This is a genomic window from Streptomyces sp. NPDC015171 (assembly GCF_043079545.1).
Lineage (GTDB): Bacteria > Actinomycetota > Actinomycetes > Streptomycetales > Streptomycetaceae > Streptomyces.
This window is the reverse complement of record NZ_JBIBUO010000009.1, coordinates 267,334-284,910: the sequence shown is the minus strand read 5'-3', so window position 1 is coordinate 284,910 and position 17,577 is coordinate 267,334. Positions and strand designations below refer to the sequence as shown.

13 protein-coding genes are annotated in these 17,577 nt (G+C 72.9%); 8 read left to right on the top strand and 5 right to left on the bottom strand.

Annotated elements, in window-relative coordinates; translation table 11 throughout:
* Positions 1-87: 87 nt before the first annotated feature.
* The gene (locus tag ACF073_RS25315) at positions 88-1,248 is read left to right on the top strand and encodes a serine hydrolase domain-containing protein (protein WP_392073616.1); all 1,161 of its coding nucleotides are present in this window, start codon (positions 88-90) and stop codon (positions 1,246-1,248) included.
* Positions 1,249-1,300: 52 nt separating this feature from the next.
* Here ACF073_RS25315 and ACF073_RS25310 read toward each other — a convergent pair whose 3' ends face one another.
* Entirely contained in the window at positions 1,301-1,834 is a 534-nt protein-coding gene (locus ACF073_RS25310) for a hypothetical protein (protein ID WP_392073614.1), read from the bottom strand.
* Between the two features lie 290 nt (positions 1,835-2,124).
* Between ACF073_RS25310 and ACF073_RS25305 the strand changes: the two genes are divergently transcribed.
* The 6 genes from ACF073_RS25305 (at position 2,125) to ACF073_RS25280 (ending at position 10,137) form a co-directional block, all read left to right on the top strand.
* Positions 2,125-2,928, top strand: a complete 804-nt coding sequence (locus ACF073_RS25305) for a helix-turn-helix transcriptional regulator (RefSeq protein WP_392073612.1) — start codon at positions 2,125-2,127, stop codon at positions 2,926-2,928.
* Between the two features lie 179 nt (positions 2,929-3,107).
* Positions 3,108-4,370 carry an aminotransferase class I/II-fold pyridoxal phosphate-dependent enzyme gene (locus tag ACF073_RS25300; RefSeq protein WP_392073610.1) on the top strand — a complete coding sequence of 421 codons (1,263 nt, stop codon included), beginning with the start codon at positions 3,108-3,110 and terminating at the stop codon, positions 4,368-4,370.
* Positions 4,363-5,619, top strand: coding sequence for an MFS transporter (locus tag ACF073_RS25295; RefSeq protein WP_392073608.1), 1,257 nt, complete (start codon positions 4,363-4,365; stop codon positions 5,617-5,619). Before ACF073_RS25300 ends, ACF073_RS25295 begins: the two co-directional genes overlap by 8 nt.
* A 1-nt stretch (position 5,620) precedes the next feature.
* Complete coding sequence (locus tag ACF073_RS25290) at positions 5,621-7,225, top strand: carboxyl transferase domain-containing protein (RefSeq protein ID WP_392073606.1); 1,605 nt, start codon at positions 5,621-5,623, stop codon at positions 7,223-7,225.
* Between the two features lie 9 nt (positions 7,226-7,234).
* Entirely contained in the window at positions 7,235-9,220 is a 1,986-nt protein-coding gene (locus ACF073_RS25285; RefSeq protein ID WP_392073604.1) for a biotin carboxylase N-terminal domain-containing protein, read from the top strand.
* Positions 9,221-9,276: 56 nt separating this feature from the next.
* On the top strand, positions 9,277-10,137 hold the full coding sequence (locus ACF073_RS25280; protein WP_392073602.1) for a 3-hydroxybutyryl-CoA dehydrogenase: 861 nt from the start codon (positions 9,277-9,279) through the stop codon (positions 10,135-10,137).
* A gap of 101 nt (positions 10,138-10,238) precedes the next feature.
* Here ACF073_RS25280 and ACF073_RS25275 read toward each other — a convergent pair whose 3' ends face one another.
* Both ACF073_RS25275 and ACF073_RS25270 read right to left on the bottom strand, forming a co-directional pair.
* Entirely contained in the window at positions 10,239-10,544 is a 306-nt protein-coding gene (locus ACF073_RS25275; RefSeq protein WP_392073600.1) for a hypothetical protein, read from the bottom strand.
* A gap of 162 nt (positions 10,545-10,706) precedes the next feature.
* Positions 10,707-12,134 carry a phytoene desaturase family protein gene (locus tag ACF073_RS25270; RefSeq protein WP_392073598.1) on the bottom strand — a complete coding sequence of 476 codons (1,428 nt, stop codon included), beginning with the start codon at positions 12,132-12,134 and terminating at the stop codon, positions 10,707-10,709.
* A 70-nt stretch (positions 12,135-12,204) separates the two neighbouring features.
* Between ACF073_RS25270 and ACF073_RS25265 the strand changes: the two genes are divergently transcribed.
* Positions 12,205-12,972 (top strand): LuxR C-terminal-related transcriptional regulator, encoded by a 768-nt coding sequence (locus tag ACF073_RS25265; RefSeq protein ID WP_392073596.1) that lies wholly within the window; start codon positions 12,205-12,207, stop codon positions 12,970-12,972.
* A 103-nt stretch (positions 12,973-13,075) separates the two neighbouring features.
* Here the strand turns inward: ACF073_RS25265 and ACF073_RS25260 are convergent, their stop codons facing one another.
* Together ACF073_RS25260 and cobN are read right to left on the bottom strand one after the other, a co-directional pair.
* Entirely contained in the window at positions 13,076-13,723 is a 648-nt protein-coding gene (locus ACF073_RS25260; RefSeq protein WP_392073594.1) for a superoxide dismutase, read from the bottom strand.
* A 191-nt stretch (positions 13,724-13,914) separates the two neighbouring features.
* Positions 13,915-17,544, bottom strand: coding sequence for a cobaltochelatase subunit CobN (cobN, locus tag ACF073_RS25255; protein ID WP_392073593.1), 3,630 nt, complete (start codon positions 17,542-17,544; stop codon positions 13,915-13,917).
* Positions 17,545-17,577 lie beyond the last annotated feature (33 nt).

Sequence of the window (17,577 nt, the reverse complement as noted above, 5' to 3'; positions counted from 1 at the left end):
CGGTCCTGCCTGGTGAGGATCCGGGAGACGGTGACGCGGCCGGAGGATGATCACGCATCGTCCGCCGATCCCTCCGAGGAGTCCTCCATGCGCCCTGCCCGCCGTTCCGTCCTGGTGGCCGCCGGCCTCGTCGCGGCGCTGGCCGCCGGCCCGCTGGCCGCGCCCGCGTTCGCCGCGTCCGCACCGGCGGCCTCCCCCGCGGCCTCGGCCCGCCCGGCCGGCGAGGCCGCGGCCGGCCCGGACGCCGAGGCGCTCGCCGCCGCGATCGCCGGGCTCCCCGACCACGACGCGACCGCCGCGCTGCTCCGCGTCGGCGGCGACGGCACCTGGCGCGGGACCGCCGGCGTGCGGGACGTCCGCACCGGGGCGCCGGCTCTCGAAGACGCGCGGTTCCGGGCCGGGTCGGTGACGAAGGTGGTCACCGCCTCGATCGTGCTGCAGCTGGCCGCCGAGGGCCGGATCGACCTCGACGGCACCGTGCAGCGCTACCTGCCGGGCCTGCTCACCAAGGACTTCGCCCCGATCACCGTGCGGCAGCTGCTGAACTACACCAGCGGCCTGGGCCCGGGGGCCTCCCTCGGCGACACGGTCGAGGAGGGCTATCCGCACCGCTTCGAGACGCTGACGCCCCGCCAGGTCGTGGCGGCCTCGGTCGCCCAGGGCCCGCAGTACGCGCCGGGCACGCAGCAGACCTACGGCAACATCCACTACACCGTGCTCGGCATGCTCATCGAGAAGGTGACCGGCGACTCGTACGCGCACCAGGCGCGGATACGGATCTTCCGGCCGCTGGGCATGCGGCACAGCTCGTACCCGGTGGGAGCGGACCCCCGGATCCACGGACCGCACAACCGGGGCTACGACTGGATCGACGGCAAGCTGGTCGACGTGACCGACTGGAACATGACCGACCGGTTCGCCGCCGGTGACCTGATCTCGACCACCGCCGATCTGGAGCGGCTGCTGGTGGGGCTGTTCAGCGGCCGGGTGGTGCCCGAGCCGCAGCTCAAGGAGATGTTCACCCTGCCCGACGTGCCCGGGGCGCGGTACGGCGCGGGGCTCGAGCGGTTCGAATTGAACGGCAAGGTGATCTGGGGCAAGACCGGCTCACGGCCGGGGTACGCCACGGTGGTCGCCGCGACCCCGGATCTCTCCCGCACGCTGGTCTACTCGGTCGGCGCCACGGACGCCAAGGGCGACGGGCAGGCCGTCGCCGAGCGCTTCGCCTACCCGGCGTTCAACCGCTGACGGACCCGGCGGCCCCGCCGGACCTTCGGCCGGCGGGGCCGCCGCCCGGGGTTCAGCCGGCCGCGGGGACGGCGGCCGGGGGCGCGGGCGGCGTGCCGAGCGCCTCCAGCCGCTTGATCTTCCGGCGTACGACGTAGAGGGGGATGACACCGAAGATCCCGAACGACATGTCGATCAGGCTCCACCAGAAGGGGATCCCGCGGACGGGTCCGCAGAAGAGGGCGAGCGGGATGATCCCGGCGCAGGCGATCATGCCGAACTCGATGACCCAGATGTTGCGGACGGGGTCGCGGTACGGGCCGTAGAACGCGACCGCGATGACGAGGTGGGCGAAGGCCAGCCAGTCGGTGCCGTACAGCACGAACGGGTACTCGGCGTCGACGGTGTCCAGCCCCTGCCGTACCCGTGCGATCCAGTCCGTCAGCCCCGGCAGGTGCTCCGGCACGGACAGGGACCGCAGCACGTCCTCGGTCCAGCGCAGTTCGTGCACCAGGGGCAAGGCGGTGGCCCCGCTGAGTACGAGGCACACCACGAACAGGACCAGCCAGACGCGAATGCCCTTGAGCAGGGCGGCTCTGTCGCTCATGGCAGGAGCGTACGCCGTGAATTGAACATGTTCAAAACCGGTTCCCGGACGGAGTCCTCCGCAGGTGGGGGCGGTGCGGGGCGGGCGGCGGGCGGGCGGCTCCGCCGCCGCAGGATGGCGCAAAATCATTCCTACTCGCCGGTTACTCTTATGCGGGGGACCTGACCAGCGGTGACCGATTCGCGTCCGCACCTGACACGGTGCCGGCGATGCCGTTGCGTGGCACCCCACGCCGGCCGCTCCCGAGAGAGCCACGGCACGACGCAGAAGTCAGAGCAGAGGCCCCTTTTATGCAGCGCGACAACTCCTCGGACCGGACCGGCGGACACCTGCCGGACGAGACGGTGGGACTCGCGGTGCTGCTGCGGGCCTGGCGGGCCCGGGCGGGCCGCAACCTGGGCCTCGGCAAGCCGCTGCCGCAGACCGAGGTCGCCGCGGCGGTCGGCATGAGCGAGCGCTGGTACCGCGATCTGGAACGCGGCACCCTGCCCCGGCTGGACGCCCGCACCCTGACCGCCCTCGCGGACGCGCTGCGGCTGTGCGCCGACGAACGGGCCACCCTCTTCCTCTACGCCGCGGGCGGCGAGCCCTTCCCCGCCGTGTCACCCGGCGACGGCATCGATCTGGCCCCGCTGCACCGGCTGCTCGACCTGCAGCCCGCCCAGCCCGCCTATCTCACCGACAACGCCTGGAACGTCCTCGGCCACAACGCGGCGATGGCCGAGTGGTTCCCGTGGGTGCGGGTCCCCGGCGCCAATCTGATCCGCTGGGGGCTGACCGACCCCGAGGCGCGGGAGCAGCTGGGCGACTGGCCGCGGCACGGGCGCGCGTACCTCGCGATGCTGCGCTACGCCCTGGCCCAGTACCCGGCGCACCCCGAACTCGCCGGCATCCTGCGCACCGCACTCGCCGACCCCGAGTGCCGCCGGATCTGGGACGAGGGTCCGGTCATCATCGCCAACCGGGACGGGCACACCTTCCGCCTGGCCATCCCCCGCTTCGCTCCGCGCACCGTCGACGTCGTCGCCCAGGTGCTGCATCCCGTCGGCTATCCGGGACTCCGGCTCACTTTCCTCGGTCTCCAGGACGGCTGAGCCCCCGGTCCCGCGCCCCGGCCCTCAGTCTCGCCGACGGCGGCGGCGTTTTTCAACAGCCGCCGACCGGCAAATATTTTCCGGTCCGGTGACCGGCAATTTTCTGCCGGTTCCTTTGTGGACCGACCGGCAGAACATTGCCGGTTGCACCCGTTGACATTCGCTACGACGAGTTGCGAATGTCTGTGCTCGTCGGGCCCGTTGGGGCCATCAGCGCTTCGGGAGCGACCTTGCACGCCTTCATGAACATCAAAAAAACAATCGGGATAAGCAACGACTTCTGGAACGTGACCGCCGCTTCCGGAATGGCCGGAATCGTGGCCGGAAACCTGGGTGCCGGCCGCTACGCAACCCGCGCCGACGGTCATGAGTTCCTCAATATGTCGTCGTACTCGTACCTCGGGCTCGACTCCCACCCCGCGCTGATCCGCGCGGCGGCCGACGCCGTCACCGAGAACGCCTCGCTGAACACCTCGGTCTCCCGGATGCGCGTGCACTTCGGAATCCTCCGGGACGCCGAGGACGCGCTCTCGGACCTGTTCCGGGTGGAAGCGGTCACGCTCGCCTCCTGTGCCGCCGCGGCCTGGTCCGCGCTGCCCCTGCTGGCCTCCGGCGCCTTCACCGGCGATGTGCCGCCGCTCATGGTGTTCGACAAGCACGCGCACTTCTGCCTGAACGCGATGAAGCCCAGCGTCGCCGACGAGGCCGAGGTCAGGACCATCCCGCACAACGACATCGACGCCCTGGAAGAGCTGTGCCGCACGCATCCGAACGTCGCCTACGTGGCCGACGGCGTGTACAGCACGGGTGGTCAGGCGCCGGTGCGCGAACTCCTGCGGCTCCAGGAGAAGTACGGGCTCTTCCTGTTCTTCGACGAGGCGCACGGGGTGTCGACCCGCGGTGACCAGGGGCGCGGGGTCGTGCTCGACGCCATGGGCGAGATCAACGACCGCACGCTGATCATCACCTCGCTGAACAAGGGCTTCGGGGCGTCCGGCGGCGCGATCTTCCTGGGGCCGCAGGGCTCCCGGCACCGCCGTGACCTCGCCCTGCGCTACGGCGGCCCGCTGACCTGGTCGCAGCGGATCAACACGGCCGGGCTCGGGGCGATCACCGCCTCCGCCGAGCTGCACCGCTCGCCCGAGCTGAAGGAGCTGCAGCGGCGGCTGCAGGAGAACATCGACTGGTTCGACGCCCTGGTGCCCACCGCGCAGAGCGGCGACGGACTGCCGATCCGCTTCATCGACATCGGCTCGGAGGAGAAGACGGTCCGCATCGGCCGCACCCTCCTTTCCGAGGGGTACTACACCTCCGCGCTGTTCTTCCCGGTCATCGCCCGTGGAAAGGCAGGACTGCGCATCATGCTGCGCGCCGACATGACGAAGACCGACATCGAGCACTTCGGCCGTCTGGTCAATGATCTGCGGAGCCAGAATGACTGAGATCTCGGCCGCCCAGGAAAAGCGGACGACCGGCGACGAGAGCGCCGGGAACCAGGTGGACCGGCGCATCATGGCACTCTCCTGCCTGCTGGTCTTCATGGCCCAGATGGCGACCACCATCTATCTGCCCTCGCTGCCGGTCGTGGCGCACGATTTCGGAATGTCCCGCAGTTATGCGGCGCTTTCCATTTCGGTTTTCGTGGTCGGTGCGGCGGCTCCGGTGGTCCTGTGGGGCGTGGCGGCGGACCGGTACGGCCGCCGGGGGCCGCTGCTGGCCTCGCTGGCGCTGTTCGTGCTCACCAGCGCGGCGATCGCGCTGGTCCGCTCCCCCGAAGCGCTGCTGGTGCTGCGGGCGCTGCAGGGCATCGGCGCCGGCGGCGCGGCGATCATCGCGCGCATCATGGTGCGCGACCGGTGGAGCGGCGACGAGCTGGCCAAGCGCCTGTCGGTGCTGTCGATCGCGTTCATCACGGCGATGGGCGGCGGTCAGTTCCTCGGCGGTCTGATCGGCCGCTACGCGCACTGGGAGGCCGGCTTCGCGGTCCTCGCCGCGGTCGGCGCGGTCGCCGCGCTGCTCACCTTCACCGTGCCGTGCGAGTCGAGCCGTGCCGTGCAGCGCCCGTCCGAGGTGCTGCGGATCTGCCTCGCCATCAGCAGGCAGCCCGCGTTCCTGCTGCCGGCGCTGGCCGGCGGTGCCGGGTTCGCCACGATCGTGGTGCTCCAGGAGGTCAGCCCGTTCGTCTTCCAGCAGCACTTCGGGCTCGCCACCGACGAGTACGGCAGCCTGGGGCTGCTGCTCGGCGCCGCCTACTTCGTCGGCGCGATGACCGTCAACCGGCTGGTGGCGCGGACGGGTTCGGGCCGGCTGATGACCGCCGGATCGGTCGTGATGACCGCGGCCGGCGTGCTGATGATCGTGCTGTGGTCGGTGCCCGGACTGCCGGACACCGGCGCCCTGGTGGCCTTCGTCGCGCTGTACTGCGTGACCACCTTCGGCCAGTCCGTGCTGTTCCCGAACAGCATGGCCACCGCCGTCAGCAGCCAGCACGGGCACGGCGCGTACGCCGTCTCCCTGTGCGGCTTCATCCAGCAGTCGATGGCGGGCGTGGCCGCCTCCACCGCCGCGCTGCTCCACGCCGACCTCGCCTGGGCCACGGTCGCCGCGGCGCTGGGCGCCGCCGCCTGGGTGATGACCCGCATCGCCGTCCGCCCCGCGGCACCCACGGCCGTCGCCACGGAAGGGAAGTGACATGGCGGTTCTGCGTTCGAACATCAGCCCCTCCAGTGAGGTGTTCCGCCGGAACAGCGAGGCCTACGACGGTCTGCGCGAGCGGATCGCCGAGGCCCGCGCGGCGGCCACGGCCGGCGGCGGTGCCGCGGCGCGGGCCAAGCACGCGGCACGCGGCAAGCTGACCGCCCGCGAGCGGGTGAGCCGGCTGCTCGACCCGGGGACGCCGTTCCTGGAGCTGGGCCAGCTCGCCGCGCACGAGGTGTACGAGCAGGCGGTGCCGTCCGCCGGCATCATCACCGGTGTCGGCATCGTGGAGGGCCGGCCGACGGTGGTGTTCGCCAACGACGCGACCGTGAAGGGCGGCACCTACTACCCGCTGACCGTGCGCAAGCACCTGCGGGCCCAGCAGGTCGCCCGGGAGAACGGGCTGCCCTGCATCTACCTGGTCGACTCGGGCGGCGTCTTCCTGCCGATGCAGGAGGACATCTTCCCGGACGAGAACCACTTCGGCCGGATCTTCCGCAACATCGCGGAGATGTCCGCGATGGGCCTGCCGCAGATCGCGGCCGTGATGGGCTCGTGCACCGCCGGCGGCGCGTACATCCCGGCGATGTGCGACGAGACGGTGATCGTGCGGGGCAACGGGTCGATCTTCCTGGGCGGTCCGCAGCTGGTGCGGGCGGCGACCGGAGTGATCGTCGACACCGAGACCCTCGGCGGGGCCGATCTGCACACCGCGACCAGCGGGGTCGCCGACCATCTCGCCCTCGACGACGAGCACGCGCTCACCCTGGTCCGGGAGATCGCCGCCCGGCACGGCAGGGACGTCCCGGCCGCGCCGCCCGAGACGCCGGTGCCGCCGCTGTACGACCCGGCCGAGCTGCCCGGCATCATCAGCGCCAACCCGCGCGAGCCGATCCCGGCCCGGGAGATCCTCGCCCGGCTGCTGGACGGCAGCGAGTTCACCGAGTACCGCGCCCGGTTCGGGACGACGATCGTGTGCGGCACCGGCCGGATCGGCGGCTATCCGGTGGGCGTGCTGATCAACGACGGCGTGCTGTTCTCCGAGAGCGCGCAGAAGTCCGCGAACTTCATCGAGCTGTGCTCGCAGCGCGGCATCCCGCTGCTGTTCCTGCACAACATCAACGGCTTCATGGTCGGCGCCGAGTACGAGGCCGGCGGCATCGCCAAGCACGGCGCGAAGATGGTGAACGCCGCCTCCTGCGCCGCCGTACCGAAGTTCTCCGTGCTGATCGGCGGCAGCTACGGCGCGGGCAACCTCGCCATGTGCGGGCGTTCCATCGGCCCGCAGCTGATGGCGATGTGGCCCAACGCCAAGACGTCGGTGGTCGGCGGCGAGCAGGCCGCGACCGTCATGGCGCTGATCAAGAACGAGCAGCTGGCCAAGGAGGGCCGCGCGCTCACCCCGGACGAGGAAGAGGCGTTCAAGAAGCCGATCCGGGACAACTACGACCGCGAGGGCCAGCCCCTCTACGTCGCCGCCCGGCTGTGGGTGGACGCTCTGGTCGACCCGGTCGACACCCGTGAATGGCTGACGCTGAGCCTCGCCCTGGCCGCGGCAGCACCGCAACGAGAGACGCGCTTCGGCGTGTTCAGGATGTGATGACCCGCCATGGTGAAACGACTTCTGATCGCCAACCGGGGTGAGATCGCCCGCCGGATCGCCCGCACCTGCCGTCGCCTCGGCGTCGAGTACGTCGCCGTGCACTCCGAGGCGGACGGCGCCGCCGCCCACCTGGAGGGCGCCTTCGACCAGGTGCTGCTCGGCCCCTCCCCCGCGGCGGACAGCTATCTGCGCGTCGACGCCCTGGTCGACGCGGCCCTGCGGACCGGCTGCGACGCCGTCCACCCGGGATACGGATTCCTTTCGGAGAACGCGGAGTTCGCCGCGGCGGTCGCCGAGGCGGGCCTGGTCTTCGTCGGGCCCGGCGCCGACACCATCGCGGCCATGGGCGACAAGGCCACCGCGAAGCGGCTGATGGCCGAGGCGGGCGTGCCGGTGCTGCCGGGTTCGGCGGACGCCACCGAGTCGGCGGACGAGATCCGGACGCACGCGGCCCGCGTCGGCTACCCGGTCATCCTCAAGCCGGTCGCCGGAGGCGGCGGCAAGGGCATGCGGGTCATCGAGCGGGAGGACGAGCTGGTCCCCGCCGTCGAGGCCGCGGTCCGGCTGGCCCGCGCGAACTTCGGCGACGGCCGGCTGCTGGTCGAGCGGTATCTGCGCCGCCCGCGGCACATCGAGGTCCAGGTCTTCGGCGACACCCGCGGCCAGGTGCTGCACCTCTTCGAGCGGGAGTGCTCGCTCCAGCGCCGGCACCAGAAGATCGTGGAGGAGGCGCCGGCCGTCCAGCTCCCGGCGGACGTCCGCAAGGCCCTGCTGTCGGCGGCCGTACGGGGCGCGCGGGCCATCGGGTACGTCGGCGCGGGCACCTTCGAGTTCATCCTGGACGGCTCCGGCGAGTTCTTCTTCCTCGAGGTCAACACCCGGCTCCAGGTGGAGCATCCGGTCACCGAGGCCGTCACGGGCCTCGACCTGGTCGAGTGGCAGCTGCGGGTCGCGGCGGGCGAGGAACTCCCGCTGTCGCAGGACGAGATCACCGCGTCCGGTCACGCCGTCGAGGTCCGGGTGTACGCCGAGGACCCGGACGCCGGCTTCCGCCCCGCCCCCGGCCGGGTGCTGGACGCCCGGTGGCCCGCCGGTCTCCGGGTGGACGCGGCCTTCGACAGCGCGGGCGACGTCCCGGTCTTCTACGACCCGATGATCGCCAAGATCGTCGCGCACGGTCCGGACCGCCCCGCGGCCCTGGCCCGGCTGCGGCACGCCGTGCGCGACACCGCCGTCCTCGGCCTCACCACCAACCTGGGGTTCCTGGCCGACCTGCTGGACGACACCCGGGTGAGCGCCGGGCTGCTCGACACCCATCTGGTGGACGAGTTCACCGCCCGCGACGCCGAGCGCCCCCGCGACACGGAGGTCATCGCGGCGGCCTGCGCCGCCGCGATGACCCTGCCCGCCCGTCCCGCCGGAACGACGGCGGAGTCGCCGTGGAGCGGCTCCCTCGGCGCCCTCGACCGTCATCTGCTCGACCCGCAGGCCCCGTTGGGCCGGGTCGCGTGCCGGGTCGGCAGCCGACCGCTGGAGGCGGCGCTGCTCTCCCGGCGGGCCGGCGCGCTCACGGTCGCCGTGGCCGGCGAGCGGTTCGGCGTCACCTGCGCACCGGACGGAGCGCTGGTGCGCGGCAGGGCGGGCGAGACCCGGTGGGCGGGCCTGCGCCGGGCCGACGGCTGCGAACTGGTCGTGGACGGCCGCCGGGTCACCGTGACCCTGGCCGTCTCCGGCGAGGACGACGGCGCGTCCGGCAGCGACGCGGTCACCTCGCCGATGCCCGGCACGGTGGTCCAGCTCCCCGTCTCGGTGGGCGACCTGGTCCGGCAGGGCGACACGGTGGCGATCGTCGAGGCGATGAAGATGGAGAACCGGATCCTCGCCCCGGCCGCCGGTGTGGTGGCCGAGGTCCGCTGCGCCCTGGCCGAGATCGTCTCGGCGGACCAGGTCCTGGTCGTCATCGGCCCCGAAGAGAGCGGGCAGGACGGCTGAGCCTCCTGCCCGCACCCCCGCACGATCAACGCACACACAGAGGGAAGCACAGAACAATGACCCCCATCCGCCGTGTCGGAGTCGTCGGCTCGGGTGCCATGGGCGCCGGAATCGCCGAGGTGAGCGCTCTGGCCGGCATGGACGTGCTGGTCGCGGTCTCCCGCGAGTCCTCGCTGACCGCCGGCCGCGCCCGCGTCCTCGCCTCGCTCGACCGCGCCGTCGCCAAGGGCCGGCTCGGCGAGGCCGACCGGGACGCGGCCATGGCCCGCCTCCGCTTCACCCTGGACCTGGGCGAACTCGCCGACCGCCAGCTGGTGGTGGAGGCGGTGCGCGAGGAGGAGACGCTCAAGCTCGACCTGTTCGCCACCCTGGACAAGGTGGTCGAGGACCCGGACGCGATCCTGGCCTCCAACACCTCGTCGATCCCGGTCATGAAGCTGGCGGGTGCCACCGGCCGCCCGGCCCAGGTGATCGGCACCCACTTCTTCAACCCGGTGCCGGCCATGGCCCTGGTGGAGCTGGTCGGTTCGCTGCACACCTCCGAGGAGACCCTGGAGCGGGCCGAGACCTGGGTCGCGCAGACACTGGGCAAGCAGCCGATCCGGGCCAAGGACCGGGCCGGCTTCGTGGTCAACGCGCTGCTGGTGCCGTATCTGCTCGCGGCCGTCCGCATGCTGGAGACGGGCTTCGCCACGGCCGAGGACATCGACCGGGGCATGGTCCTCGGCTGCTCCCACCCGATGGGCCCGCTGCGGCTGACCGACATGGTGGGCCTCGACATCGTGGCGGCGGTGGCCGACGCGCTGTACGCGGAGTTCAAGGAGCCCCTGTACGCGGCTCCGCCCCTGCTCTCCCGCATGGTCGAGGGCGGTCTGCTGGGCCGCAAGACGGGCCGGGGCTTCTACTCGTACGCGTGAGCGCGCCCGGGGCCGCGGCGCCGGCGTCCGGACACGCGTGTGGCGCTGCCCGTCCCTGGAACGGGACGGACAGCGCCACTGTCACACGGCCGGCCGAAGACTCAGCCGGGGAACGGCTTGCTGGCCTCGTCCTCGGCCTTGATGCAGGCGTTGAGCCTCTTCTGGATGGCGTTCGCGTCGCTGAGCGCCTTCCTGGCGGCGGCGTCCTCGCCCAGCTGGCGCAGCTTGGCGGCCTTGTTCTTGAGGTTGGCTATCTGCTGGCGCATCTCATTCTTGTTGCACGTGACGGTGGCCTTGGAGACCACGCCGTGGCCGGCCGCCGGGGCGGCGTGCGCGGGCACCGACGTGATGAGGAAGGCACCGGCGACGGCCGCGGAGACGGCCAGGGCGGACATGCGCTTGTTCATGAGCTGGTTCCCCCAGTTAGGGCTTGAGCAGGTCGGAGTCGATCTTACAAGCCCCTGAACCGGCCAATGAACAGCCCCTGTTGGCGGATTCGCGATCCACCGGACCGAAGCGTTCTCCCGGCCGACGCGTACCCCCGGCCGACGCGTTCCCCGAGCCGCCCGTCACCGGTCCGGAGCGATGCCGAGGTGGCGCAGTGCGGCGGCGGCCGCTCCGGCGCCGCACATGCCGTGCGCCCCGGGGCCCGGCGGGGTGGCGGCGGAGCAGCCGAAGACCCCGGGCAGTGCCGTGGAGTAGGGGTCGAGGGCGAGGCGCGGGCCGAGCAGGAGCCGGCCGGCGGTCTTCGCCCCGGTCAGGATGTCGCCGCCGGCGAAGTTGGCGTTGCCGGCGGCGAAGGCGGCCGGTGAGGTGGTGCGCAGGCCGACGATCCGCTCCCGGGCGCCGGGGGCGAAGCGTTCGATCTGGCCGAGGATGGCCTCGGTGGCGTCGCCCGGGTATCCGAGGGGGACGTGGGCGTAGGTCCAGACGGGGTGGACGTCGCCGGCGGACCGGGTGGGGTCGGCCAGGTACTGCTGGCCGACGAGGACGAAGGGGCGCTCCGGCATGCGTCCCGCGTTGATGTCCCGCTCCGCACGGGCGATCTCGGTGAGCGTGCCGCCCAGGTGCACGGTGCCGGCCCGCCGGGCCTGCTCGTTCGTCCACGGCACGCCCCCTTCGACGGCCAGGTCGAGTTTGAAGGCGGCGGGGCCGCGGCGGAAGCGCCGGTAGGCGGTGCGCACGCGGGCGGGCAGCCGGTCCTGGTAGACGCGGGCGATCTGCGCGGGGTCGAGGTCGAGCAGGGTGACGTCGGCGGGCGGGATCTGCGTGTGGTGGGTGATGCGGACGCCGGTGTGGATCCGGCCTCCGTGGGCGCGCAGGGCGTGTTCGAGGCTGCGGGCGATGGCCTGCGAGCCGCCTTCGGCGACGGCCCATCCGGCGGCGTGGCCCGCGGTGAGGATGCCCAGTCCGATGGCCGAGCCGAGCGGGTCGGACAGCGGGCGGTAGGAGTGCGCCGCGACGCCGGCCCACAGGGCACGGGCCCGCGGGGTGGCGAAGCAGCGGGCGAGGAGGGCGGCCGGGAGCGCGGCGGGCAGGCCGAAGCGCGCCAGCAGCAGGGGGTGTTCGGGGACGCGCAGCAGGGGGCCCAGCACGTCGTGGCGGAGCGCGTCCCACTGCCGTACCGAGGGCTCCAGCAGGCGCCGGTAGCGGGTGCCGTCGGCGCCGAGCCCGCGGGCGGTCTCCCGGACGGAGCGCAGCAGCACGCCCGCCGTGCCGTCGTCCAGGGGATGGACGCAGTCGATGTCCGGCAGCCGCCAGCGCAGACCGTGGTGTTCGAGGTCCAGCGCCTGGTGTGCCGGGGAGGTGACGGCCAGGGGGTGGACGGCCGAGCAGTGGTCGTGCAGCAGGCCGGGCAGGATCGCCTCCTGGCTGCGGGTGCCGCCGCCGGCCTCGTCGGCGGCCTCCAGGACGGTGACGTCCAGGCCGGCGCGGGCCAGGAGGGCGGCGGCGGTGAGCCCGTTGGGTCCGGCGCCGACGACGATCGCGGTGGTCATGAGGCGGTGGGCCGGGGCCGGTCGATCAGCATGCCCGCACTGTGGCACATCCGCCTGCGGGAGCCGCGTCGTGGCCCTCGCCGCGAGTGCGCGGACCCCGCCGGCCCTCGGTCCGCAGGAGGGGCTGTCAGGGGACGAGGACGCGCCGGATCGGGTCGCCGGTCCTGTGCTCCAGCCGGTGGACCGCCTCGGCGGCCTCGGCCGGCGGGAGACGGCCGCTGATGGACGGGGACAGGTCGAGGCGGCCGGCGGAGGCCGGCCGGATCAGCTGCTCGACGTGCTCGGGTGCGCCGCGCGGTGGGGCATGCTGTCGGGGCAGCTGCGGGGCCGCAGCGTCCTCGGCCTCTTCCACCCCCGCACGCCCACGCGGCTCCATCCGATCGCGGAGGCCGTCCGGCCGCGCCGCAGGTCGCGCTGTCCGGTCGAGGTGACCAGGCGGGCCGCGTGCGGCGCCGAGCGGTACGGCGAGAGGGACGTCGACCCGGTCAGTGACACCCCGCAGGCACCGCCGGCGCTGATGCTGCCGCTGCGGGTGCTGGGCGAGCACCCGGACACCCCCGCAGGGGACGCCGCCGGGCAGCGGCGGGTGAGCGGACCCGAGGCCCGCGTCCTCGCCCTGGCGGCGGCCGGTGACACCACGGCGCGGATCGCCACGTCGGTCGGCCTGACCGCGGACGGGGTCAGCTACCACCTGGCCCGGCTGGCCGGGCGCCGGGGAGTGCGCGGCAGGACGGCCCTGGTGGCCCGGGCGTACTCCCTGGGGCGTGCTCGCCGCGGGCACCTGGCCGCCGGCGGCGGCCGGGCCCCGGGACGCCGGGCCCCAGCGGCGGGGGGGTGACGCGCAAGGGCTCCCGGCGGTGGTCGACCGCGGGAGCCCTCCGGGTGCCTGTCGTGACCGAGGTGAAGACGGTCACGAGCAGGGCGGCTGTGCGACTACGGAGTCACGGGCGGAGCAGCAGGCTGTCGCCGCGCTCCTTGGCGGCGGCGTAGCGCTTGGCCACGTCCTGCCAGTTGACGACGGCCCACATCGCGTCGATGAAGTCCACCTTCTGGTTCTTGTACTGAAGGTAGAAGGCGTGCTCCCAGGCGTCGAAGACCAGGATCGGGGTGGAGCCCTGGCCGACGTTGCCCTGGTGGTCGTAGACCTGCTCCACGATCAGCCGGCCGCTCAGCGGCTCGTAGGCGAGGACGCCCCAGCCGGAGCCCTGGGTGGTGGCCGCGGCCTTGGTCAGCTGGGCCTTGAAGCCGGCGAAGGTGCCGAAGGACTCGGTGATCGCGTCGGCCAGGTCACCGACGCCGTCGGCGGCCAGCGGCTCGCCGCCGCCGTCCTTCGGGCCGGTCATGTTCTGCCAGTAGATGGAGTGCAGGATGTGCCCGGAGAGGTGGAAGGCCAGGTTCTTCTCCAGGCCGTTGATCGAGCCCCACGACTCCTTGTCCCGCGCCTCGGCCAGCTGCTCGACCGTGTCGTTCGCACCCTTCACATATGCGGCGTGGTGCTTGTCGTGGTGCAGCTCGATGATCTCGGGGCTGATCACCGGCGCGAGCGCCGAGTAGTCGTACGGAAGCTCCGGGAGCGTGTAAAGCGCCATGTCCAACGTCCTCCGACGTTATTGCGAGTTGTATGCAGCTGCACGCTAACAGCAAGAAAGCTACCTTGCGATCAGGCGTTGGACCTAGGACCTTCCTCCCATGTCGCCCCCGCGGGCGCCCGAGGTGAGGGCCCGTCATGACAGCGGGGCGCCGCCACGGATGTGACGGCGCCCCGCGGGTACGGGAGGGGTCAGTCCTCGCCCTCCAGGTTGCCCTCGGTCTCCAGGTACACCTGCCGCAGCTCCGCAAGCACCGCCGGATCCGGCTTCTCCCACATCCCCCGCGACTCCGCCTCCAGCAGCCGCTCGGCGATGCCGTGCAGGGCCCAGGGGTTGGCCTGCTGGAGGAACTCGCGGTTGGCCGGGTCCAGGACGTAGGCCTCGGTGAGCTTGTCGTACATCCAGTCGGCGATCACCCCGGTCGTGGCGTCGTAGCCGAACAGGTAGTCGACGGTGGCGGCGAGTTCGAAGGCGCCCTTGTAGCCGTGGCGGCGCATCGCCTCGATCCACTTCGGGTTGACGACCCGGGCGCGGAAGACCCGGGAGGTCTCCTCGACGAGGGTGCGGGTGCGGACCGTCTCCGGGCGGGTGGAGTCGCCGATGTACGCCTCGGGCGCGGTGCCGCGCAGCGCGCGGACGGTGGCCACCATGCCGCCGTGGTACTGGAAGTAGTCGTCGGAGTCGGCGATGTCGTGCTCGCGGGTGTCGGTGTTCTTCGCCGCGACCGCGATCCGCTTGTACGCCGTCTCCATCTCCTCGCGGGCCGGGCGGCCGTCGAGTTCACGGCCGTAGGCGTAGCCGCCCCAGACCGTGTACACCTCGGCGAGGTCCGCGTCGGTGCGCCAGTCGCGGGAGTCGATGAGCTGGAGCAGGCCGGCGCCGTAGGTCCCGGGGCGGGAGCCGAAGATGCGGGTGGTGGCGCGGCGCTCGTCGCCGTGGGCCGCCAGGTCCGCCCGCACATGGGTGCGGACGTGGTTGGCCTCGGCCGGCTCGTCCAGCGAGGCGGCCAGGCGTACGGCGTCGTCCAGCAGCCCGATGGTGTGCGGGAAGGCGTCGCGGAAGAAGCCGGAGATGCGCAGGGTGACGTCGATGCGCGGGCGGCCCAGTTCCTCGTAGGAAATGGCTTCCAGGCCGGTGACCCGGCGGGAGGCGTCGTCCCAGACCGGGCGGACGCCGAGGAGGGCGAGGGCCTCGGCGACGTCGTCGCCCGCCGTGCGCATGGCGCTGGTGCCCCACAGGGAGAGGCCGACGGAGGTGGGCCACTCGCCGTTGTCGGTGCGGTAGCGCTCCAGCAGGGAGTCCGCGAGGGCCTGGCCCGTCTCCCAGGCCAGGCGGGAGGGCACGGCCTTGGGGTCGACGGAGTAGAAGTTGCGGCCGGTCGGCAGGACGTTGACCAGGCCGCGCAGCGGGGATCCGGAGGGTCCGGCGGGGACGAACCCGCCGGCCAGGGCGTGGACCGTGTGATCGATCTCGGCCGTGGTGGCCGCCAGCCGCGGCACCACCTCGCGGGCGGCGAACTCCAGGACGGCGGCGACCTGTTCACCGTGTCCTGCGGGTACCGCGGCCGGGTCCCAGCCGGCGTCCTCCATCGCCTGGACCAGGGCGCGGGCCTGTTCCTCGGCGGCGTCGGCCGTCGTACGGGTCGCGGCGGACTCGTCCAGGCCGAGGGCCTCGCGCAGCCCCGGCAGGGCCTGCGTGCCGCCCCAGATCTGGCGGGCGCGGAGGATGGCGAGGACGAGGTTGACGCGGTCGGCGCCGGCGGGCGGGTTGCCGAGGACGTGCAGACCGTCGCGGATCTGGGCGTCCTTGACCTCGCACAGCCAGCCGTCGACGTGCAGGAGGAAGTCGTCGAAGCCGTCGTCGTCGGGGCGGTCCGCCATGCCGAGGTCGTGGTCCAGCTTCGCCGCCTGGATCAGGGTCCAGATCTGGGCGCGGATGGCGGGCAGCTTGGCCGGGTCCATGGAGGAGATCTGCGCGTACTCGTCGAGGAGTTGCTCCAGGCGCGCGATGTCGCCGTAGGAGTCGGCGCGGGCCATGGGCGGGACGAGGTGGTCGACGAGGGTGGCGTGGACGCGGCGCTTGGCCTGGGTGCCCTCGCCGGGGTCGTTGACCAGGAAGGGGTAGACCAGCGGGAGGTCGCCGAGCGCGGCGTCGGGGCCGCAGGCGGCGGACAGTCCGGCGTTCTTGCCGGGCAGCCATTCGAGGTTGCCGTGCTTGCCGAGGTGGATCATGGCGTCGGCGCCGAAGCCGCCGTCGGACTCGGCCGCGGCGATCCAGCGGTAGGCGGCCAGGTAGTGGTGGGAGGGCGGCAGGTCCGGGTCGTGGTAGATGGCGATCGGGTTCTCGCCGAAGCCGCGCGGGGGCTGGATGAGGATCAGCAGATGGCCGAAGCGCAGGGCCGCGAGGACGATGTCGCCCTCCGGGTTCCGGCTGCGGTCGACGAACATCTCGCCCGGCGCCGGGCCCCAGTGCTCCTCCACCGAGGTGCGCAGCTCCTCGGGGAGCGTGGCGAACCAGCGGCGGTAGTCGGCCGCCGGGATGCGCACCGGGTTGCGGGCCAGCTGCTCCTCGGTGAGCCAGTCCTGGTCGTGTCCGCCCGCCTCGATGAGCGCGCGGATCAGTTCGTCGCCGTCGCCCGACACCAGCCCGGGGATGTCGGCGTCGCCGAAGTCGTAGCCCTCGGCCTTCAGCCGCCTGAGCAGCGCGACGGCGCTCGCGGGGGTGTCGAGGCCGACGGCGTTGCCGATGCGGGAGTGCTTGGTGGGGTAGGCGGACAGGACGAGGGCGACGCGCTTGTCGGCGGGCGTGATGTGGCGCAGCCGTGCGTGCCGTACGGCGATCCCGGCGACGCGGGCCGCGCGCTCGGGGTCGGCGACATAGGCGGGCAGGCCGTCGGCGTCGATCTCCTTGAAGGAGAACGGCACCGTGATCAGCCGGCCGTCGAACTCGGGGACCGCGATCTGGCTGGCCGCGTCCAGCGGGGAGACGCCCTCGTCGTTCTCGGCCCAGACGGTACGGGAGCCGGTCAGGCACAGGGCCTGGAGGATGGGGACGTCGAGGCCGGTCAGCGCGCCCGCATCCCAGGACTCGTCGTCGCCGCCCGCCGACGCGTCGGCGGGCCTGCTGCCGCCGGCCGCCAGCACGGTGGTGACGATGGCGTCCGCCGCCCGCAGTTCCTCGATCAGCTCGGGCTCGGGCGCGCGCAGCGAGGCGACGTACAGCGGCAGCGCCGTGGCCCCCGCTTCCTCGACGGCGTCGCACAGGGCGTGGACGAAGGCCGTGTTGCCGCTCATGTGGTGGGCGCGGTAGTAGAGCACGGCGACGGTCGGGCCGCCGCCGGCCGGCCGCCCGGGGCGCTCCAGCGGTCCCCAGGTCGGGGCGGACGCGGGCGCGTCGAAGCCGTGCCCGGTGAGCAGGACCGTGTCCGAGAGGAACCGGGCGAGCTGCTCCAGGTTGGCGGGGCCGCCGTGGGCGAGGTAGGCGTGGGCCTCGGCGGCGATGCCGACCGGGACCGTGGAGGCGGCCATCAGCTGGGCGTCGGGGGCCTGTTCGCCGGTCAGCACGACCAGCGGACGCCCGTCGGCCAGCAGCAGGTCGATGCCGTCCTGCCAGGCCTTCAGGCCGCCCAGGAGGCGTACGACGACCAGGCCGACCCCGTCGAGGAGGGCCGGCAGGTCGTCCAGGACCAGACGGGCGGGGTTGGCGAAACGGTAGCCGACGGGACCGCCGGCCGCGCGGGCGCTGAGCAGATCGGTGTCGGACGTCGACAGGAGCAGGATCTCTTGGACGTGCGGGGCTCGCTCCCCGGACGGAGTGGACATGCGGCGCCTGGCCTTCCTCGGGGTCCGCGCCCC

Bases quoted from the DNA above. Each gene is read 5' to 3' on its own strand.
- ACF073_RS25305 (WP_392073612.1), top strand. From the start codon at position 2,125: ATGCAGCGCGACAACTCCTCGGACCGGACCGGCGGACACCTGCCGGAC.
- ACF073_RS25310 (WP_392073614.1), bottom strand. From the start codon at position 1,834: ATGAGCGACAGAGCCGCCCTGCTCAAGGGCATTCGCGTCTGGCTGGTC.
- ACF073_RS25285 (WP_392073604.1), top strand. From the start codon at position 7,235: ATGGTGAAACGACTTCTGATCGCCAACCGGGGTGAGATCGCCCGCCGG.
- ACF073_RS25260 (WP_392073594.1), bottom strand. From the start codon at position 13,723: ATGGCGCTTTACACGCTCCCGGAGCTTCCGTACGACTACTCGGCGCTC.
- ACF073_RS25280 (WP_392073602.1), top strand. From the start codon at position 9,277: ATGACCCCCATCCGCCGTGTCGGAGTCGTCGGCTCGGGTGCCATGGGC.
- ACF073_RS25270 (WP_392073598.1), bottom strand. From the start codon at position 12,134: ATGACCACCGCGATCGTCGTCGGCGCCGGACCCAACGGGCTCACCGCC.
- ACF073_RS25275 (WP_392073600.1), bottom strand. From the start codon at position 10,544: ATGAACAAGCGCATGTCCGCCCTGGCCGTCTCCGCGGCCGTCGCCGGT.
- ACF073_RS25315 (WP_392073616.1), top strand. From the start codon at position 88: ATGCGCCCTGCCCGCCGTTCCGTCCTGGTGGCCGCCGGCCTCGTCGCG.
- ACF073_RS25300 (WP_392073610.1), top strand. From the start codon at position 3,108: ATGTCTGTGCTCGTCGGGCCCGTTGGGGCCATCAGCGCTTCGGGAGCG.
- ACF073_RS25290 (WP_392073606.1), top strand. From the start codon at position 5,621: ATGGCGGTTCTGCGTTCGAACATCAGCCCCTCCAGTGAGGTGTTCCGC.
- cobN (WP_392073593.1), bottom strand. From the start codon at position 17,544: ATGTCCACTCCGTCCGGGGAGCGAGCCCCGCACGTCCAAGAGATCCTG.
- ACF073_RS25295 (WP_392073608.1), top strand. From the start codon at position 4,363: ATGACTGAGATCTCGGCCGCCCAGGAAAAGCGGACGACCGGCGACGAG.